Annotated in this window: 14 protein-coding genes; 8 read left to right on the top strand and 6 right to left on the bottom strand. The window is 40.3% G+C overall.

All coding sequences use genetic code 11. The annotated features are described in order from the left end of the window. Window positions 1-100: 100 nt before the first annotated feature. Genes pheT through EHQ58_RS17585 form a run of 4 tightly spaced genes read right to left on the bottom strand, consistent with a single transcriptional unit; the run spans window position 101 to window position 7,739 of the window. Window positions 101-2,503 carry a phenylalanine--tRNA ligase subunit beta gene (gene pheT, locus EHQ58_RS17570; RefSeq protein ID WP_135625328.1) on the bottom strand — a complete coding sequence of 801 codons (2,403 nt, stop codon included), beginning with the start codon at window positions 2,501-2,503 and terminating at the stop codon, window positions 101-103. A gap of 48 nt (window positions 2,504-2,551) precedes the next feature. Then, a complete protein-coding gene (locus EHQ58_RS17575; protein ID WP_135625330.1) occupies window positions 2,552-4,624 on the bottom strand; it encodes a bifunctional diguanylate cyclase/phosphodiesterase in 2,073 nt (690 codons plus the stop codon). Next, window positions 4,614-5,861, bottom strand: coding sequence for an amidohydrolase family protein (locus tag EHQ58_RS17580; RefSeq protein WP_135625332.1), 1,248 nt, complete (start codon window positions 5,859-5,861; stop codon window positions 4,614-4,616). Before EHQ58_RS17580 ends, EHQ58_RS17575 begins: the two co-directional genes overlap by 11 nt. Before the next feature lie 27 nt (window positions 5,862-5,888). Next, a complete protein-coding gene (locus tag EHQ58_RS17585; RefSeq protein WP_135625333.1) occupies window positions 5,889-7,739 on the bottom strand; it encodes a RecQ family ATP-dependent DNA helicase in 1,851 nt (616 codons plus the stop codon). Between the two features lie 58 nt (window positions 7,740-7,797). On the opposite strand from EHQ58_RS17585, the gene EHQ58_RS17590 reads away from it, so the two are divergent. The 8 genes from EHQ58_RS17590 (at window position 7,798) to ftsZ (ending at window position 16,661) form a co-directional block, all read left to right on the top strand. Next, a complete protein-coding gene (locus EHQ58_RS17590; protein WP_135625335.1) occupies window positions 7,798-9,333 on the top strand; it encodes an MBOAT family O-acyltransferase in 1,536 nt (511 codons plus the stop codon). Next, the gene (locus EHQ58_RS17595) at window positions 9,323-10,600 is read left to right on the top strand and encodes a DUF1574 family protein (protein WP_135625337.1); all 1,278 of its coding nucleotides are present in this window, start codon (window positions 9,323-9,325) and stop codon (window positions 10,598-10,600) included. The genes EHQ58_RS17590 and EHQ58_RS17595 overlap by 11 nt, the downstream gene beginning before the upstream one ends. A 59-nt stretch (window positions 10,601-10,659) precedes the next feature. Beyond that, window positions 10,660-12,387: a caspase family protein gene (locus EHQ58_RS17600; protein ID WP_135625339.1), complete on the top strand. Its 1,728-nt coding sequence runs from the start codon at window positions 10,660-10,662 to the stop codon at window positions 12,385-12,387. A gap of 32 nt (window positions 12,388-12,419) precedes the next feature. Next, a complete protein-coding gene (locus EHQ58_RS18810) occupies window positions 12,420-12,593 on the top strand; it encodes a hypothetical protein (protein ID WP_167883678.1) in 174 nt (57 codons plus the stop codon). A 372-nt stretch (window positions 12,594-12,965) separates the two neighbouring features. Continuing rightward, complete coding sequence (locus EHQ58_RS17605; RefSeq protein WP_135625341.1) at window positions 12,966-13,331, top strand: LIC_10421 family protein; 366 nt, start codon at window positions 12,966-12,968, stop codon at window positions 13,329-13,331. 113 nt (window positions 13,332-13,444) lie between these two features. After that, entirely contained in the window at window positions 13,445-14,206 is a 762-nt protein-coding gene (locus EHQ58_RS17610; RefSeq protein WP_246047425.1) for a cell division protein FtsQ/DivIB, read from the top strand. A gap of 1 nt (window position 14,207) precedes the next feature. Then, window positions 14,208-15,440: a cell division protein FtsA gene (gene ftsA, locus EHQ58_RS17615; protein ID WP_167883679.1), complete on the top strand. Its 1,233-nt coding sequence runs from the start codon at window positions 14,208-14,210 to the stop codon at window positions 15,438-15,440. A gap of 9 nt (window positions 15,441-15,449) precedes the next feature. After that, entirely contained in the window at window positions 15,450-16,661 is a 1,212-nt protein-coding gene (gene ftsZ, locus EHQ58_RS17620) for a cell division protein FtsZ (RefSeq protein ID WP_135625345.1), read from the top strand. Window positions 16,662-16,669: 8 nt separating this feature from the next. On the opposite strand, the gene EHQ58_RS17625 is transcribed toward ftsZ, so the two are convergent. Next, window positions 16,670-18,097, bottom strand: a complete 1,428-nt coding sequence (locus EHQ58_RS17625) for a COG3014 family protein (protein ID WP_246047426.1) — start codon at window positions 18,095-18,097, stop codon at window positions 16,670-16,672. Between the two features lie 19 nt (window positions 18,098-18,116). Beyond that, window positions 18,117-18,695 (bottom strand): penicillin-binding protein activator LpoB, encoded by a 579-nt coding sequence (locus EHQ58_RS17630; protein ID WP_135625347.1) that lies wholly within the window; start codon window positions 18,693-18,695, stop codon window positions 18,117-18,119. Between the last annotated feature and the right edge of the window lie 48 nt (window positions 18,696-18,743).

Consider the following 18,743-nt stretch of genomic DNA (forward strand, 5'->3'; position numbering starts at 1 on the left):
GGAACAAGAAAAAAACAAAGTGCACAAAAGTGTAATTAAGTGAACTCGCCGCATAGACCACGTAGATTAAATGAAAAAAAAGGTAATTGTCAAAGACAATTTATCTCATTTGAAATCCAGAGCTTTTGGCTAGATCCACAAGAGAGTCGGAGATGTTCTTAAATCTCTCTTGGGTGAATGTTTTCTCATAAGACATAAGTTTAAATCGATACGTGACTGATTTCTTTTGGGTGCCTATCGATTCCCCTCGAAAGATTGTATGAACATATCCGGTTTCTAATTCTGGAATTTTTAAACCTGTGACCAAATCCAGATATTGTTCGGTCGGATCCTTTTCATCCAATAGAATCGATACATCAAGTTGTCCCTGTGGAAATTGGGAAGGGGACCGGAAATGACTTTTACGTCCTTCTCTTTCCCAAATTTCAAGCAATGCTAGTAAATTGATTTTTCCTACAAAGGCACGCTTTTTTAGATCATACTGGTCTGAGTATCTCGCATGCAATAATCCATACTCTGCAACGACTGTATTTTCGATTTTATAAACAAGCGCGACATTCGGATGAAGGTGAGGTAAGTGAGTTCGCTCAAAATAACCATCTCTCAGGTTCAAAGAAGAAAGGGCTTCCACCAATCTATGCCTTAGTTGGACAAATTCGTTTTCAATGGCATGCAGATCATTTGGTTTTGATTTTGATAATGAAATAAAACCTAACCATCGTTTCTCGCTGGCAAGGTCCTCTTTTTTTCCATCCTTATGATAGGTACGACCGATTTCGAATAGATCGACGGATTCAAAGCGATCTTGATTACTTGCTGCTTGTCTGATCAAGCCTGGCAGAAGACTTGCCCGTAATACAGAATGTTCAGGAGACATTTCGTTTGCGATGGCGAGGATGGTTTTTGCATCTATACCCTCCATCATGGATTCCTTTTCAGAAGAAAAGGAGTAATTTAACACTTCATGAAACTGCATAGTAGAGGAGAAATACGCTTTGATCTTTCTTTCCAATTCACGCAATGGATTTCTTATGAGTGCTTCAATCGCTAGCGAAAGTGGTTTTGTTGGTATGGAAGCATAACCAATAGTGCGTCCAATTTCTTCGACTAAATCTTCTTCAATGGTAACATCATAATTATGACGATGTCTTGGAACTTCTACTCGGATTTTTTGATTGTCTTTTGATTCAAATTTAAAGGATAGCCTTTCAAATATTTTTTGAATCTCACTGATGTTCAAAACTTTGCCCAGTTTTTGATTTAAAAAATCCAAATTTGTTTCTATAAAAACTTTTTTATCTGCAGTATGATTGAATCCTTGCGGGGTGAAGGAATGAAAGTCCTTCCCTCCGTTTTCAGACAATAACTGCAAAGCTCTATGGATTACGGGAAGGCAAGTGGAGGTATCTAATCCTTTTTCATATCGAACTGCAGATTCTGTTCGAATCCCTGATTTACGGATGGATTTTCGGACATCCTCTCTTTTAAAGATGGCTGATTCGAGAATGATATTTGATGTGTGATCTCCTACAGCACTTTCTTTACCTCCCATAACACCAGCGATAGCGACAGGTGTATTTCCGTTTCGAATCAATAATACCTCTGAGGATAATTTTGGTTCCGAATCATCTAACAATGGAAAAGATTCCTCTTGTTTTGCAAAGTCGACCGAAAATTCAGAACTTTCCAACTTGTCGCGGTCGAAAAAATGAGTGGGTTGCCCAATTTCTAACAAAAGATAATTGGAAACATCAACAACGTTATTGATTGAGCGGATGCCACATTTTTCTAAACGAGATTTAATTTTAGTCGTAGATGGGGAAACCTTTACATTTTGAATCGAACATGCATAATACGCGTGAGCATTGTCATTGGCGATCACTTTCACGCCATCCTCACCTGGCTTGGAATCCGCATTTATTTTCAGTGGATCAAAAGAAATCGGTATTTCTAGCTGCGCTGCCAATTCCCTAGCAAATCCAAAATGACTCCAAAGGTCGGGACGGTGCGTGATGGACTTATTGTCTATCGTTAAGATTGTATCTTCCCAATTATATAACTTTCTAATACCGATTCCTATCTGTGTGGAGTCAGGATATACGAGTACGCCCGTTGATACATCAGCTAATCCAAGTTCCTTTTCAGAACAATACATACCTTCGGAGGGAACTCCCCTCAATTCGGAGGCTAAAATTTCCTTTCCATCAACTTTTGTCCCAGGCAAAGCTAAGGGAACGATATCGGATACTTGAATATTTGTGGCGGCCGTTACGATTTGATAAGTTTTTTTACCATCCGTACATTTTGTAACCTGAAGTTTTTCTGCATTTGGATGCTTTTCTGCTGCGGTAATTTTAACAGTTATGATATTTGTTAGGTGTTCTTTGAAATTTTCTACGTCATCAATTTCACAAATAGAGGTATTGATTTTTTCTAGTACGGTTGAGAACGGTATAGAATTTAGCGGAATAAAATCGTTTAGCCAATGGATCGAGAGTTTCAAGCGGATTCCTTAAATGTTAAAAATGACGGTTCATAAGCTAGGTCAACATCAAATTGAGAGCTTTTCCTTCAGAAATTTTAGGCAATCTTCGGCATTGAGTGGCTTCGAAAAGTAAAATCCTTGGATGCTGTCGATCCCCCCTGCAACGAGCAGGTCCACCTGATCTAAGGTTTCAGCTCCCTCAGCTACAACACTTAGACCTAAGTTATGTGCGAGGTTTGAAACAGCATGTATGATCGTCTCCGAGTCTTTGTCCGTTGTAATTTCAGAGACAAAAGACCTATCAATTTTTAGACAGGAGATTGGAAATTTTCGCAAATACCCGAGAGAGCTATATCCAGTTCCGAAATCGTCAATGGCTATCGTGATGCCTAAATTTCGTATTTCCTTGAGTGTTTTTACAGCTTCGTCTGTATTTTCCATGAGCGCACTCTCGGTGATTTCTATCTCTAACAAACTAGGGTTGATATTCGATTCTCGCAAATTTTCTGAGATAACGGTTGTTAATTTTTCGTGACGAAATTGTTTAGTCGAAATATTTACAGCCATCGTAATATTTTCAATACCAGCCAAATTCCAGCTCTTTAGAGTTTGGATGGCTCGCTTAAGGACCCATTCTCCTATGGCAAGGATCATACCAGTTTCTTCAGCAATAGGAATAAATATCTCGGGTGGAATCATGCCTCGATTTGGAAAATTCCATCGGAGCAGGGCTTCCACTCCCGTAGGCTTATATGTTTTTAAATCAATTTTTGGTTGGAAGACTAAGCTAAAATGCCCTTCATCTAGAGCTAATCTCATTTTACTTTCTAACTCAAGTCTTTCTGTGACTAACTTTTGTAATTCGGCAGTAAAATAGGTATATCTATTTTTTCCTTTTTGTTTAGCCAGGTTTAATGCGCTATCGGCATTCTTTAAAAGTGTATCTGCATCCTTGCCATCATTTGGATAGATCGCAAGTCCGATGGATACATTGACATAAATTTTTTCATCACTTAATAAAAATGGAATTGTCATAGCATCTAAAATACTTTCTGCTACGACTGCCGCTTCCTTTTCATCAGTCAAGTCTGGAAGGATGATCGTAAACTCATCACCACCTTGTCTGGATATGAGATCATAATTTCTTACACTCTCTGCAATTCGAAATGCAACTAACTTTAATATCTTATCTCCGAATTCATGACCTTTTGAGTCATTAATGACTTTGAAGTTATCTAAATCGATGACAAGAACACCGACGAGATTTCCATGTCGTCTGGCCTCTTCAAAGATCGGGAATAGCTTATCTATAAGTGCATTTCGGTTCGGAAGATTTGTTAGTTGGTCAAAAAATGCCATATAGGCAATTTTTTCTTCCGCCTGTTTCCTTTTAGAAATGTCGATAAATGCTACAGCCAATCCAAAACCATCCAATGGAATGGGGGTAGCAAGAATTTCAAACCAAATCGTCTCGTCTTTTTTTATAAGTCCGAGCTCTAAATCATCGAGTACTTCCTTGTTACGAAGTGCACGCATTAAGCTCGATTTGCGAGGGTATACCTTACTACCATTAGGTTGGATCATGGTATATTTTCGAAGATTTAAGGTTCGATTTAACGCCTCGCCTTCTTTAATATCAAAATACCTTCTTGCCGTCCGATTTGTTTCAATGATTCTTCCTTTCTCATCAGTGATCGCAAGTCCCATAGGAATGTTATCGAAAATGGATTTATACTTTTGTTGTTGGAGAATGAATTCGTAGGAAATATCTCTCTGAATCGTGATGTCTCGTTCCATGGCAATGATGGTTTTAGAATCAGCTAAAGGGATCGCGATCCACATAAACCAGATGTCTTCACCGGCCTTCGTAACTAGCTTTGTCTCGAAATTTGCAATGGATTTTCGTTTTCTTAAGTCATCGAAAGCTTCATTTAATTGTTCAAAATCATCTTCCTTAAGGAAATCTGTAATTTTTTTTCCTAAGATTTCTGCTCTGTCAAATTCGAGATACCGACAGAATTTATCAGTAACTTCAATAAATTCCCCTTTCCAATTGAAGACCTGAAAGGAATTCGGAAACTGGGAAAGAAAGGGATAAAGAGAAGGATCAATTCCATTTACGTGTTCATCATTTCGCATGCATTTCTTTGCCTAAAAAGTAAGCGGCTTCAATGGAACCTGGGAAGGTAAAACCTTCGAAGGGAGACCAGCCTGATTTACTTTTTATCATTTGTCGGGAAAACGAAAAAGGCTTTTTTAAGTTTAAAACGGAAAAATTTGCCGCATAACCTTCCTTAATTTCACCGAAACCAGACCCGTATTTGGCAGGAAGATAAGGCTTAACAAAGTCACCAGGATTTTTTGAACAGATGAGAGCAATCATTCGTATTGGAATATTCAAATTTAATATCATATAGGTTACAAATAGACCATAGGTATCTAATTGAGATATCCCGCTGATTCCTTTAACCTTCTCTTCAATCGTATGTGGTGCGTGATCTGTTGCCAGAAAATCGATATAACCATCAAGGATTCCTTGCACCATTGCCATTCTGTCTTCCTTACCGCGAAGTGGTGGGTTCATTTGAAACCATTTATGGTTTTCTGGTGTCAGCATGTCCATATCAAACATGAGATGTGTGGGAGTGACTTCGCAAGTGACATTGATTCCGCGTTTTTTGGCAGCGATGATCTTTTGCAGTCCATCCTTTGTCGAATAGTGACATAGCTTTCCTTTTAGTTCGTACTTTTCTATGAGCATGAGAGCAAAGTCGGTTGCTAGTGTCTCAGCTTCTTTCGGACGTCTCTCCTCATGCGTGGGTTTTGCTTTATTCGCTGTTAATGTTTCAGGATCTTCACAATGAAAACTGACATCTTGCCCCCGATACCTCTCAATCACCTTTTCGAGCGACGCATTGTCTTCAAAGAAGAGTTCGCCTATGGACGGACCCATAAAAACTTTGTAAGGAACTTTTTTGGAAAGCGGGGATGTATTTGGTCCAATTCCTGCGTAAAGCGTGATGTGAATCCTTGATTTCTGAGTGAGCCTTGTTTTTTCTTCGTAGGTGAGATCATTGATGGGCGGAACAGGATTGTTTGGCATATCAGCAACATGTAAAACAGCTCCGTTGATCGCAGCTTCACCAGCAGAAACAAAATCTTCCTTGTAGGTATGTTTTCCGGAAATGTCTTCGCGGGCATGGATGTGGATGTCTCCAAAGCCAGGAAAGATGAGGCAGTCTTCGCTAAAATTTCGAGAATTTGGCAGTATGGTTCTCTCAACCTTTGTAATCAAGCCCGTTGTTAGGTCATAGGTGACAGTTCCCGTGAACTCCTCTTCGTGGGTGGCGATCTTTCCTGAGATGCTTTCTTCCATTGAATCTTTCCTCTTATTCTTTGTCTTTTAAGGCCATTTTGAAAGAATTTCTAAGATATCATTTCCAAATCTTTCTACTTTTGCGGGACCAACTCCCTTCGTTGCTTCAAGTTCTGCAAGACTTCTAGGTTTTCTTTCTGCGATTCGCTTGAGGACTGGGTTTTGGAAAACCATAAACTTTTTCCATTTGAGTTGACGAGATTTCTTGTCTCGATAATTCATCAAATCTCTCAGAATCTGCGAGTTTTCTGTTGGAGCTTTTTTGGGTTTTATTGCCGGCACTGTTCCATCCACACTCAAACGACCTGACGTTCGTTTAACGGGACCGGATTGTGGTAAATATAACTTTGGGTATTTATTTCCTGATACGAATACTTTTTTTCTTTCTGTCCAATCTTCTAGCTTAGCAACAATCGCTTCTTCAGGTATGCGATTCAGTTTTCCATGATGCGGATTCCGTTCGAGTCTATATCTCAATATGTCTTTCGTTTTTTTTCCAGCAAGAGTCTTTGCAATGAGGTTCTTACCAAAAGTTGCTGGGAACTGTCTTAAAAATTCTAAAATGGCCTCTTCTTCTGTTTCATCAAAATCATATGTGCGTTTTTCTTCTTTTTTTCGAGCCTTTACTTCTTCGTTTTTAAGGAACTTATCTCGTTCAGGAGAAAGATCAGATTGCATACAAATATCGCAGATGCCGCACGGCTGAATGGTTTCTCCAAAATACGCACACAACTGAACCTGCCTACAAATCAGCTGATTCGCATAATCTTTGATAAATTTTAATAATGTATCTCCACCCTTAAAGTTTGATTCTTTCGATATCATAAAGGCTTGTGTGGCGACATCCGCATTCTTATAAAAGAGTATGCACTCAGCAGGTGCATTATCTCGTCCCGCTCGTCCAGCCTCTTGGTAGTAAGCTTCAAGTGAGGATGGCACTTGGTAATGTACCACCAAGCGGACGTCAGGTTGGTCCATACCCATTCCAAAGGCATTCGTCGCTACGAGGATTGGAACTTTTCCTGTGGTGTATGCATTTTGTGTACGCTCTCGGATGCCATCCGTTCGTCCTGCATGGTATTTACCCACAGAGAATCCAAAGTCTTTGAGTAATTCATACGCCTCATCGGTTTTTTTCCTGGTGGCACAGTATACGATGGCTCTCCCTGGTATCTTGCGATTTTCCTTCCAAGGACTTAACAGCTCGAGCAATCTGTCAGCTTTGTCTCGTTCGGTGGAAGGATATTCGACAGTAAATTTTAAATTCGGACGGTAAAATGTAGAGAGTACGACTTTTGGTGAGGCCATGCCAAGTGCCGCTTGTACATCGGTTCTGACTTTTTCCGTCGCAGTGGCTGTTAGAGCTAGGATTGGAAAATCACCTTTAGGATGTTTTTCTCTTAAGGTATGAATTTGTCTGTATTCCGGACGGAAATCATGACCCCATTGCGAAACGCAATGTGCTTCGTCTATAACCAAGTAAGCAAGATGCATCTGAGCAAAAACACGCAGAAAACTGAGAGACATTGCCCGTTCTGGTGAGATCAAGAGCACTCTAAGTTCCCCGCGCACGGCTTGGGAAATGATCTTCATCTGTTCCACTTCATCTTGTGTCGAATTACAAAATTCGGCGGAGATACCGCGCGCATGAAGACTTTCTGCTTGGTCCTTCATGAGCGCGATCAAAGGCGAAATAACGAGCGTTAACTTGTTTGTCTCTAAACTTGCAGGCAATTGGTAAATCAATGATTTACCAGCTCCGGTGGGGAGAATGGCGAGAGTGTCTTTGCCCGAAAGGACGGACTGGATGGCTTCCTCCTGACCTGGACGAAAGCTGGAAAAGCCGAAATATTTCTGAAGGTGATTCTTGAGATCCAACGGTTACATAGTTTTCCGTTTTACAAACAGGGTAAATATCAAAATTTATGAAAACTCCATGCTTTTTAATACATTTGTCTTTTTAATATTTTTTTTGACCGTTTATGTATTTTTTCTCATCTTCGGAGTACTCGCGAAAAAATACAAATGGGCACTCCGAGCTCAGAATCTCTGGCTGCTTGCGGCATCTTATTTCTTTTACGGTTGGTGGGAGTGGTTTTTCCTCACTCTGATCGTGACAAGTACGCTAGTTGACTATATTTCTGCGATTGGCATTGAAAACTCCAAAACACAGCTTCGTCGAAAACTGTTTCTCGCACTCTCCATCATAGCGAATTTGGGTCTTCTTTTCACGATGAAGTATTTCGATTTTTTCTCTTCTAGTCTGGTCGCTTCCTTTAATCAAATTTCACTTCTGTTTGGTGGCACCGCCTTACAATCAAATACAATTTTTACAATCCAGCACATTGTCCTTCCTGTGGGAATTAGCTTTTACACCTTCCAAACCATGTCCTATACGATTGATGTCTATAGAGGTCAGATCAAAGCCGAAAGAGATTTTTTTGATTTTGCATTATTTGTAAATTACTTTCCTCAATTAGTGGCAGGTCCCATCGAACGAGCGATAGATTTACTTCCGCAACTAAAAAAACCAAAATTTCCAACGATCGAAGGCGTGCAATTGGCAATCTGGGACATCCTTCTTGGATATTTCATGAAAGTTTATGTTGCCGACAATTTGGCAAATTACATTGACCAAGTTTTCCTTGGTGGGAAGGGACTCTACCTTGCAAACCCAGGAATCATCGCAACTATCGATGGAAGTCAGATTTTTGTGGCATGCCTCGGACTACTCATGCAAGTCTATTGCGACTTTGCAGGTTATTCTTTTATTGCTCTTGGAACATCAAGACTCCTCGGAGTCACACTGACTGTAAATTTTGAAACTCCTGAGTTTTCCAGAAATCCCATTGAGTTTTGGAACAGGTGGCACATCACTTTGAATCGTTGGTTTAGAGATTACGTTTACTTTTCGCTTGGTGGTAGCAAATTTGGAAAGGTAAAGCAGCTTAGAAATTTATTTCTCATCTTTGTAGTCTCTGGCTTTTGGCATGGTGCCAATTGGACATTCGTATTTTGGGGTATCATACAAGGTGTTTACACCGTTTTTTATGTAGCCTTTTTGTCCCCAAAAACCAAGGAAACCGAAGAGAATCCAAAGTTCTCCTTTCGTAATTTGTTCACAGGTACGCTTTCCAGAATCTCGATTTATGTTTTGGTCGCTCTAAGTGGTGTCGCCTTTAGAAGCTATGATGCGAACATGATGATTTTATATTTCCAAAAGGTTTTTAGTATCTGGGAATGGACTGCTCTGCCAGCAAACGGCATAAAGGCGGCTTTGCCTTTGTTTGAAGAGATGTTTAGATTGACCCTGCCTCTATTCATACTCGATGGGATCTCTTATTTCAAAAAAGATCGGTATTGGTTCTATAAACAGCATTATTCGCTCCAAGCATTTATATTTATTTTTATCGGTTTTCTGATCTTGATCAGAGGGATTTTCGGAAAAGAGGTAATTTACTTTGCATTCTAAATTTAAAGGAATCTTTTTTGCCGTATCATTTTTCATTTTATTAGAAGTTATAGTTCGTTTAACGGATGTATATTATCTTGAGCAACCAGAAACATTTTTTGTAAACTTAAAACGGAGTTACGTTGAGTCTGGAAAGGCCGATGCGGACATCATAATGATTGGCGACTCTCGATCCATGGCGCTAGCTGGCTACACTCCCAGAAACAAACAGGAGTATTCCGTCTATAACCATAGTCTCCCCGCGATGGGACCAAAGTATTACCGATTTTTTTTGGACAAATATCTAAAATCTGGAAATAAAAAGCCAAAGATGATTTTGTTTACTGCTTCGCCTAAACTCTATGCGACGGGCTATGGACCTCCACTCTATGATCCGTCTGCAAAATTTGTAAAAACCAATGAAACTGTTTTTGCCTATATCAATCGAAGGTGGCACGAGGGATGGGAGAAAAATTTATTTCAGACACCAACTGTAGAAAAAATCATCAGTTACAGCGGCAAACAGGACAATATAGATCAATTATTGTGGGAGTTTTTTGGACATAGATACCTTCATCAGTTTACCATTGGCGAATTATGGGAACAATATGAAGGAGTAGAAAGAATTTTTATCATTGCGAAAGCAGTACCTCTGTTATACGAATCTTATAAATATCATGGTGCGATTAGGAATGCCCTGAGCTTTCAAAACTGGAAACTTTCAAAAGATTATAAAACAAAATCCTTGTTCTGTGAAACATGTGCAAATGTGGAAGCGGGCTTGTGTCTCCCTTCACCTTCCCAGAGAGAAGATAATTTCATCATAGAGGATCAGATTTCCAGACATTTAGGAAAGTATAATATATCAAATCGTGTGAAACCAGAAATCGTTCTCTTTGCAAAGGCAAAGTACAAAGAGGAGGCAGAAAAGGAAGTTCACAATACGGATCCAAAATCCTGGGAGCCGATAGATTTCACAGTCATGGAAGATCTGATCCAATATGCAGAAAAAAAGGACATCCGTTTCGGCTTTGTTTATATGCCCTGGATTGATTCTAAAGAAGCGGCCCCAGAAGTCCAAAATCGCATTCAAAAATTGAAATCCTTTTTCGCAAAGCATCCCAAGCAACAGCTGTTCTTTTTTCCAAATTCAGGCTATCCGATTGAGCAGTTTGTGGACAATATCCACTATGATTGCCGTGGAGAAACGCGAGTGAACGATGAATTTCGCAGTTTTGTGCTTCCGAAAGTCTTTGATTTTTTGCGAAATTCGGAAAAATCAAATTGATTTTCTGCTTTTTCCTAAGAAGATCATAAGGTCAAATTTAAGCGAGAGGATCATACTAGATGACTTCATTTCGAGTTTACCTTTACATTTTCGTAATCAGTCTCCTTACAAGTCTGCCCATTTTCGGTCAGGATCGATACGCCCTCTTTATTGGAACAAATTACAAAGGCAATACTGCTAAAATCCCCGAGCTTAACCTGTGCGAGGCAGATGCGACCTTTCTGAAAGAAAAGATTCAGAAAAACGGAAAGTATAAAGATATTAAGGTTCTATTGGGCTCTATGGTCACGAGCGAAAACGTTAAAAACGCCTTCAAGGCTTTAGGAAAGCAGGCGGGTAAGGATGATTCCGTCATTATCTATTTCTCCGGCCATGGCATGTACATGAAAGATGCAAAGGCAAAGAATGGGATGCGAAATTATCTGATTTGTTACGACCGACCTCATATTTCCGATGAGGAGCTAAATGAATTTTTGTCAGGCATCAAATCCACAAAAACGGTTCTTGTTATGGACTGCTGTTATTCTGGTGGGATTGCGAAAAAAGGGAAAAACACACGCGGTGCGGCGGATGTTCCGATTGCCCAAGGAAATGATGGGGTTGTCCGTCAAAATGCTGAGGACTACTTTTTCCAAGATAAGGCAGTGATCTCCTCTTCTGATGATGACCAGACTTCCATTGAGGTAGGTGGTAGCATCAATCATGGTATTTTTACATATAACTTCGGAAACGCGTTAGAAAAAGCAGATTTAAACAACGATAAAGTAGTAACGGCTCTCGAAGCATTCTTCGTTGCCAAAGAAGAAACCGTTGCAATGGCAAAAAAATTCAGCCATGAGCAAACTCCACAAGTCTCCGGGAATGCGGCAGGTATATTTTTATCAGGATCTCCTAAACCACAGGACCCGCCACCACCACCTCCTGCAGTAGTGATCAACCAACCAGTAAACGTTGGGCCGACCAATACAACTGTCACTCCACCAAACAATACACAAACGGTAGCGGTCGTAACGACTCCAACTCCAGAACCAGAAACGGTTGTCGAAAACCCAACAACCGTCGAGATTCCGCCGATCGTAAACGTGGAACCTCCAGCTCCTCCTTCCATTACGACAGGGGATATATTGATCCGAACCTCAATCATTAAAGATAAGTCTTACGGTGGGGCTTCCAATAAATCACCTTACGACCTTTTGAACAAACAAGGCAAATTAAAGTCTTCTGCTTCTGAAGATAGCATCCGCAAGATCAAAGTTCTAGTGGATGGGGAAGAATATAGCTCTGTGGTGGCGACAGAAAAATCGAACATTTGGGGCGCGACTTCCCGAAATGGAAAGATCATTCCTGGGGAAGTTTTTGTCATCAAAATCGAGAAATTGCCTGCGGGTGTGCACCAAATTGAAGTTCGAGCAGACAATTACCCGATCTACAAAACAGCAGCGGCAGTCATCCCGAAACAAACATCAAATCTAGAGATCATCGAATCAATGGACGGTTATGGTGCAATCCAAGGTCGAGTCTTCTATAAGACCTTGGACAATCCGATCGAAAAGAACCAGATCTATATGCCGACTGTCGTTTCAACAAACCAAATCTTTAAAGTGGTAACTGACAAAGATGGAAATTTTTGGTTCACGAATTTGAAACCAGGGAAGTATGAGATTAGAGCTAGTTTTATGGAAGAGATGAAGTTAGAAAATTCAGAAATCATCGTAAAACCAGGCGAGTTGACGAAAGTAGAAATCATTTTGAATAAAAAAATGAGTTATACAAAAACAAAATATTAGAGAATGGAAATGGACGAAAAAAGGATGATAAATTGGTAAAAAAGAACTATTCGATAGAAAAACGACAGAAAGACATCGCGAAAAAAAAGAAGCAGGAAGAAAAACGTCAAAAGAAGCTGAATAAAGGTGCTTCCGGCGAGAGCGAAGTGCTAGAAGACGGTGTCACAGAACCTAGCACACCAGCCTCAGAATCAGAAACAACATAACATTACCTATTGAATGAAAGCCTGGCAGTTGCCGGGCATCCTCCTTTCCTTACTCTTCTCAGTTTATTTTATTACTTCCTAAACGGATTTCTACGTTCTGCAGGTGCAAGGCGATCCAAGCCTGCGATTACTTTGGCGCAAGGGTTTACTTGCGATGGAGGAATTATGTCCCAAATGATTAAATTTAATCTAATTTGTGATTAAATTTTGCTCAATTTAATGATTTTTAGCAATTTTTTACGAAAAATCCTTAGTTTGATCCTCTTTTTAAACAATTTCAGATTGAATTTAATCGTAGGTTTCGTTTAATATATACATAACAAAAAAAAGGGATTTCAGAAATGAAGTTCCTAACTCTTGAGAGGAGTCAAAATGAAACTAACAAAAAAAATCGCAATCGGGTTCTTGGGACTAGGTCTGGCTACTGCAAACTTGCAAGCGCTTGATACAAATGAAAGATTTGAGCTTTTGGAAAATGCTGTGATCGAACAAGCATCTACACCTGCTCAGAAATCAGCTGTTTCAGAATACCTTGCAAGTGTTGTAAAAGAGAAACTTGAGCTTGCTCAAGGACTTCGTGACAGGGCGCATTCGACTCGTGGTGGGAAAGTTGTTTCCCAGATGAACGAGAAAGCGGATCTTCTTCGCAGAGCGGATGCTCTTGAAAAAGAAGCAGAAAAATACAAAAAAGTATCTATGGATTTAACCGTAGATGCAAAGCATGTAGCTAGCAACTAATCTAAGAATTTCATTCTAAGGTTTTTGCGAAAGGTCAGATGAAAATCTGGCCTTTTTTTATGTCCTAATCGTTTACGGTTCGACAAACGAGAACAGCCTTTCGTATCCTAACAATGAGACATAATCAATATATGGTTGACATACCCGAAGAAATCGTCGAAAAAAGACCAAACCGTAGGTTTATAGTACCTTTGGTTTTGCTTGCTTCGGGAGTCATGGGTATAGGCTTTCTTTTCCATTGGGTGAAGTCGCCAAAACCGATCCAAAAGATTGTTTTTCAGGGGTTGGTCGTATTAAAGCCAGCGGATCTGGTCGAGTATCTCGGAGTACCCTCAGAAGGCATGAACCAGGAGATCAAAGGATGGAATGAATGGGAAAAAAAACTCAATCTTCATCCGAGAATTAAACTAGCTAGAGTCAATAGGGACAGAGAAGGAATTTTGATTATCACCTTGCAGGAGAAAGTTGCAGAATTTGTAGTGCACGTTGGAGACATGATATACGAAGTCGATAAAGACAAAGAAATTCTCTCCGAAAACAACGTGCTCGCTGATCATCTAATCGTGATTTCAGGTAGTTTTCCTATCACATCCAATAAGATACAAGGCACTCAATTTAGCGACCTATCCTCCGAATTGCATTCTGGGCTTGAATCTTACCCTGCATTAAAAACTCGCATATCTGAAGTTAGTTTAGAGCAGGATGGAGATTATATGATTTATTTAAAATCTCCTTCACATGCAAAGGTATTTCTTGGCAATAAGTTCGACTTATATCAAATTCGAAAACTTTATGCAGCATTATCATTTTTAGAATCTGAAAATATAAAAGTATCTACAATCGATTTGAGGGGAGAAGACGCCGTCTATCATTAGTATGGAAGATGCCCCAATTATAACAGCGCTCGATTTAGGATCCTCTCTCGTAAAAGTAGTCATCGGTAGGCTCGTAAACGAATATGAAATTGAAATTATAGGTACAGGATCGTTTCCATCTACCGGAGTAAAAAATGGATCGATTGTTAATATTGAAACAACGACAAAATCAATTGTAGAGGCGTTTGGTGATGCTGAGCTAATGGCGGGGCAAGAGGTCGGCTCAGTAGTCGTAAATGTTTCTGGAAAATCTGTACATGGTTTTAATGAAAGGGGTATCGTCGCAGTTACAAACAAAGAGCGCATTGTCACTGAGATGGAAATTATGAGAGTCGTAGAGGCTGCTCAATCGGTCCATGTCCCTCATGACCAACAGGTCATTCATGTACTTACAAAAGAATTTAAAGTAGATGATCAAGTAAATATAAAAGATCCGGTCGGTATGACTGGTGTTCGATTAGAGGCAGAAGTTCATATCGTATCTTGTGGAAATACAGCTTTAAATAATATTGATCGTTGTATTGAGCAGGCAGGTCTTACGCAAATGGACCGAGTTCTTTCTTCACTGGCCTCCTCGGAAGCAGTTCTAACGAGTGGCGAAAAAGATTTGGGGACCGCTGTTGTGGACATAGGCTCGGGAATTTGTGATATTATTATTTATGTCGATGGAGGGATTGCCTATTCCTCCGTCGTTCCTTTCGGTGGTTTTCACATTACTAGTGACTTATCAATTGGCCTAAAGACAACAATCGAATCCGCAGAAATTTTGAAAAAGCGATATGGTCACACACAACTCGATAAAATAGATCCAACGGAAAAAATTGAAATTCCGGCAATCTCGGGTCGAGCTGCAAGATCTATCTTTCGTTCCGAATTGGTAGAAATCATGGAACCAAGAGTGCGCGAAATTTTGGAAATGGTCGATACTGAAATTACAAGATCAGGTTATAAGTCTGCTCTCGCAGGTGGTGTAATTTTGACCGGAGGGACTTCCCTTTTGTTTGGCATCGAATCGTTAGCAGAAGAGGTATTTCGCCTGTCAGTCGGACGTGCCAAACCTGCAGGCCTGACAGGGCTGATAGATAAGATTTCTTCACCTGAATACGCTACTGCGGTTGGACTCATAAAATATGCATCACGCTTGCAAGATTTAGAACAGAGAAACATTCGGTCTGGATCAGAGCAGGACAGTTGGGTAAAAAAAGCACGCCGTTGGATGGAGAATAATCTCTAAGGAAAATATATGTTATATCTAGAAGAAGAAAGAACGAGCCCAGCAAACATCAAGGTAGTCGGTATCGGCGGCGGTGGGATGAATGCCGTTACCCGTATGGTCAATTCACAAATGAAAGGTGTAGACTTTTTAGTGATGAATACTGATGAACAGGTTTTACTTAAATCTCCCGTAGAACATAAGATCCAATTAGGAACAAAAGTAACCCGCGGCATGGGAGCTGGAGGAGATCCAGAATTAGGACAAAAGTCCGCAATGGAAGATAAAGACAGAATCGTCGCTGCACTTAAGGGAGCAGATATGGTTTTTATCACCGCAGGAATGGGTGGTGGAACGGGAACAGGTGCAGCTCCTGTCATCGCAGCCATTGCGAAAGAAATGAAATGTTTAGTTGTGGGTGTCGTTACAGTTCCCTTCTCCTTTGAGGGAAAAAGACGTGCGGAATTAGCAAGTATTGGAATTGAACAACTGAAAGCAAACGTTGATACGCTGATTACCATCCGAAATGACTCAATTTTTCAAGTCGTGGACCCAAATACTCCCTTTGACCAAGCGTTTCAAGTCATCGATGATATTTTGTTAAACGGTGTTCGCGGAATTAGTGATATAGTTAATCATCCCGGCATCATCAATGTCGATTTTGCAGATGTAAAAACCATCATGAAAGATACAGGGGACGCGATTCTTGGAGTAGGTGAGGGTCGAGGTGAAGGTCGTGTGATTGAAGCCGTAGAGCAAGCGATCAATAATTCATTACTAGAAGATTCATCCATCCAAGGAGCAAAATCTCTTCTCATCAATGTGACTGGAGGAAATGATCTAACCATCCAAGAATGGAATGAGGTTTCTCAAATCATTACAGCACAGGCTGACCCAGATGCAAATATCATCATCGGTCTCAATGCAGATAAGAATTTAGAAGATAAAATTCGCGTAACTGTGATTGCTACTGGCTTCCAAAAGAGAGCCAGCCAGAGACACACAGCAAGAGATCAGAAGGCAGTTGGTCACGACGAATCAAATACTTCTCCGCTGGTTTACATTCGAAAAAATGAAGATATGCAAAAACGCGATACTGGTTCGCAAATAGATTCCAGTAGAAATTTGAGATCTGGCCAGAGAAATTTAGGAAATACTAGAACCAATCAGAACCAACCTTATCAGAACTTTGGTGAAGATTACGATATCCCTGCTTTTCTTAGAAGAAAAGCAGAGGGATAAACGAAAGTTTAAGGATTGTTTGTATAGGATCTGACGTTGATGTAGAGAGGCTTTCCTTCTTCTACTTTGATCGTGGTAGGTGCATTTGTAGTGATGCCCGTTCCTTGGTCCATATTAAACGAATACTCACCGGGTTCTAAAAAGACTCTTTTAATTTGAAAATTCGAAGGGATGGTTCTCCAGCACCTGAGATCGGGACCAATCACCTGTGCTGTAGCAAGTCCAGCTGCGGCACCTGCGGCAAGTCGTATCAACCCACTGACTAAATCGTTTTTATTTTTATCTCCCAAACCAGATTCAATGGCCTTTGCGGCAGCTTCTGAGGCAATCACAGCCGCAACTACCTTAACCGCAAGAGAGGTTACATTTTTTGTAATGAGTGCCTTGTAGTTATCATTAAAGTTTTTGATCGCTGTGTCAGAATAATCGTTTAAAACGTCACCAGAGCCAATTTCTACTCCATTGATATAGAAATTTCTTTTTCGTGATCCTTCTAAATCGCGATCTCTGTAAATGGGAATGGGATTTTCAGCCGTACTGAGTGTAGCAAGAACTCCAGCTACGGATACACCAGCACCGTCGGCACGAGCCGCAATTTCAATGGCTCCACGTAGTGCCAGTGCGAAATACTCATCATCCATCAACTTGCCACGAGATTCTTTGATCGCGGATTTACCTGCCTCGTGAATGATGACAACCTCAGAAAGATTAGGTGATTGTATGTTTACTTTTTGCATGGAATTTGAGAATGCCTGCACATAAGCAGCTCCCTTTCCATACTTACCCATGTCCCGAGAGTCATTTTCTCTCAGTGCGAGAACAAATCGATCAGAAGCAACTGTTGGGCTAGAGTTGATCAATGATTCCATATTTTTAAACTGAACGCGGGCATCATTGTACTTGCCGAGTTTTTCTGAAACATAAGCATCTAACAAACGTGCCGCATTGTTTTGCCGATAGGCGGCAGCGGTGAATTTCATTTCCTTTAATTCGAAATCCATCCTACGGAAGTAGATTTTCGAATTTTCCATATCGCCTAATGCCATAAAATTTAGGGCGATAAAGAACTTTATCATCACACGCTCAAAGTCCTCTCCGGTATAATTGGATTCATTATCAGAGAGTAAAAATGCCAAACCTTCTTTAGTGAGACTGGTTTTGATATTGTCTGAGAGCTCTTCTGCCTGTTTAAAAACTTTGTTTGAAGTTTCAAAATCACCCTTAGTATGAAAAATCATACCAGCTTCCATTAGGAAGAGGAGTTGGTCTTTTGAAGCGGCATCCTCGTAAAGGCCTCGAATCGACGGGATGGCCGAATCATAATCCTGGCTATAGTATGCATTTTCCGTGGCCTCGATCACTTTGCCGTAATCTGAGGCGCATCCGAAAGTAGTGAAACTAATGAGAAAAAAAAGACTTAAAATTTTTGGTAACAAGAGGTTCTCCTAGAAAATCCTACCAGCCGACGCCCTTATTTCCTCTAACGGCTTGTTTGCGATAAGATACCTTCTCAGACCAGACGGCAATCGTAGTTTCAACTTCAACAAGCTCGATGTTAATGGACTGTTCGACGATTTTTTCTCCATCTGCCGTAAACATGTTTTCATTGATTTCACAACGAACAAAATAGTTTGGAGATTTTAACTTACCGATCGAAAGGCGATTTGAAGTCAGACCAGAAAGGCTGAATTGGATTTCATTTAACGACTGTTCTCTCGTTTTCGTGCGTACAGTATAAATTTTGTTTTTGATGAGCTTGGAAACAAATGCATTGTCGAAAAGTTCGGTTTGGATTTGTTCCGAAGTATCATTTCTAGTCGGGTAATGGGCAACAAATACGCCAGCTTCTGCCGGATTTTCTTTAAAAAATACCCCAATTTCATCTGCCAACTTTTCAGCAGCGCGAACTAACTCTTGGCTGGTCAGTCCGCCAGAGTCTGCAACGAAATCTGTTTTGTCGTCTAATCGTTTTGCTCCACTGGAGCAAGCTAGAAGAAGTGATACACTTAAAAGTGAAAAGAAAACTCGGTTCATGAAGACTCTCTTATATTTAGAAATAATCTCTATATTTATACGCAGAAA

It is taken from the genome of Leptospira ognonensis, assembly GCF_004770745.1.
GTDB classification, from domain to species: domain Bacteria; phylum Spirochaetota; class Leptospiria; order Leptospirales; family Leptospiraceae; genus Leptospira_A; species Leptospira_A ognonensis.

Bases quoted from the DNA above. Each gene is read 5' to 3' on its own strand.
- EHQ58_RS17600 (WP_135625339.1), top strand. From the start codon at position 10,660: ATGACTTCATTTCGAGTTTACCTTTACATTTTCGTAATCAGTCTCCTT.
- EHQ58_RS17590 (WP_135625335.1), top strand. From the start codon at position 7,798: ATGCTTTTTAATACATTTGTCTTTTTAATATTTTTTTTGACCGTTTAT.
- EHQ58_RS17605 (WP_135625341.1), top strand. From the start codon at position 12,966: ATGAAACTAACAAAAAAAATCGCAATCGGGTTCTTGGGACTAGGTCTG.
- EHQ58_RS17575 (WP_135625330.1), bottom strand. From the start codon at position 4,624: ATGCGAAATGATGAACACGTAAATGGAATTGATCCTTCTCTTTATCCC.
- ftsZ (WP_135625345.1), top strand. From the start codon at position 15,450: ATGTTATATCTAGAAGAAGAAAGAACGAGCCCAGCAAACATCAAGGTA.
- EHQ58_RS17610 (WP_246047425.1), top strand. From the start codon at position 13,445: ATGAGACATAATCAATATATGGTTGACATACCCGAAGAAATCGTCGAA.
- EHQ58_RS17630 (WP_135625347.1), bottom strand. From the start codon at position 18,695: ATGAACCGAGTTTTCTTTTCACTTTTAAGTGTATCACTTCTTCTAGCT.
- EHQ58_RS17580 (WP_135625332.1), bottom strand. From the start codon at position 5,861: ATGGAAGAAAGCATCTCAGGAAAGATCGCCACCCACGAAGAGGAGTTC.
- ftsA (WP_167883679.1), top strand. From the start codon at position 14,208: ATGGAAGATGCCCCAATTATAACAGCGCTCGATTTAGGATCCTCTCTC.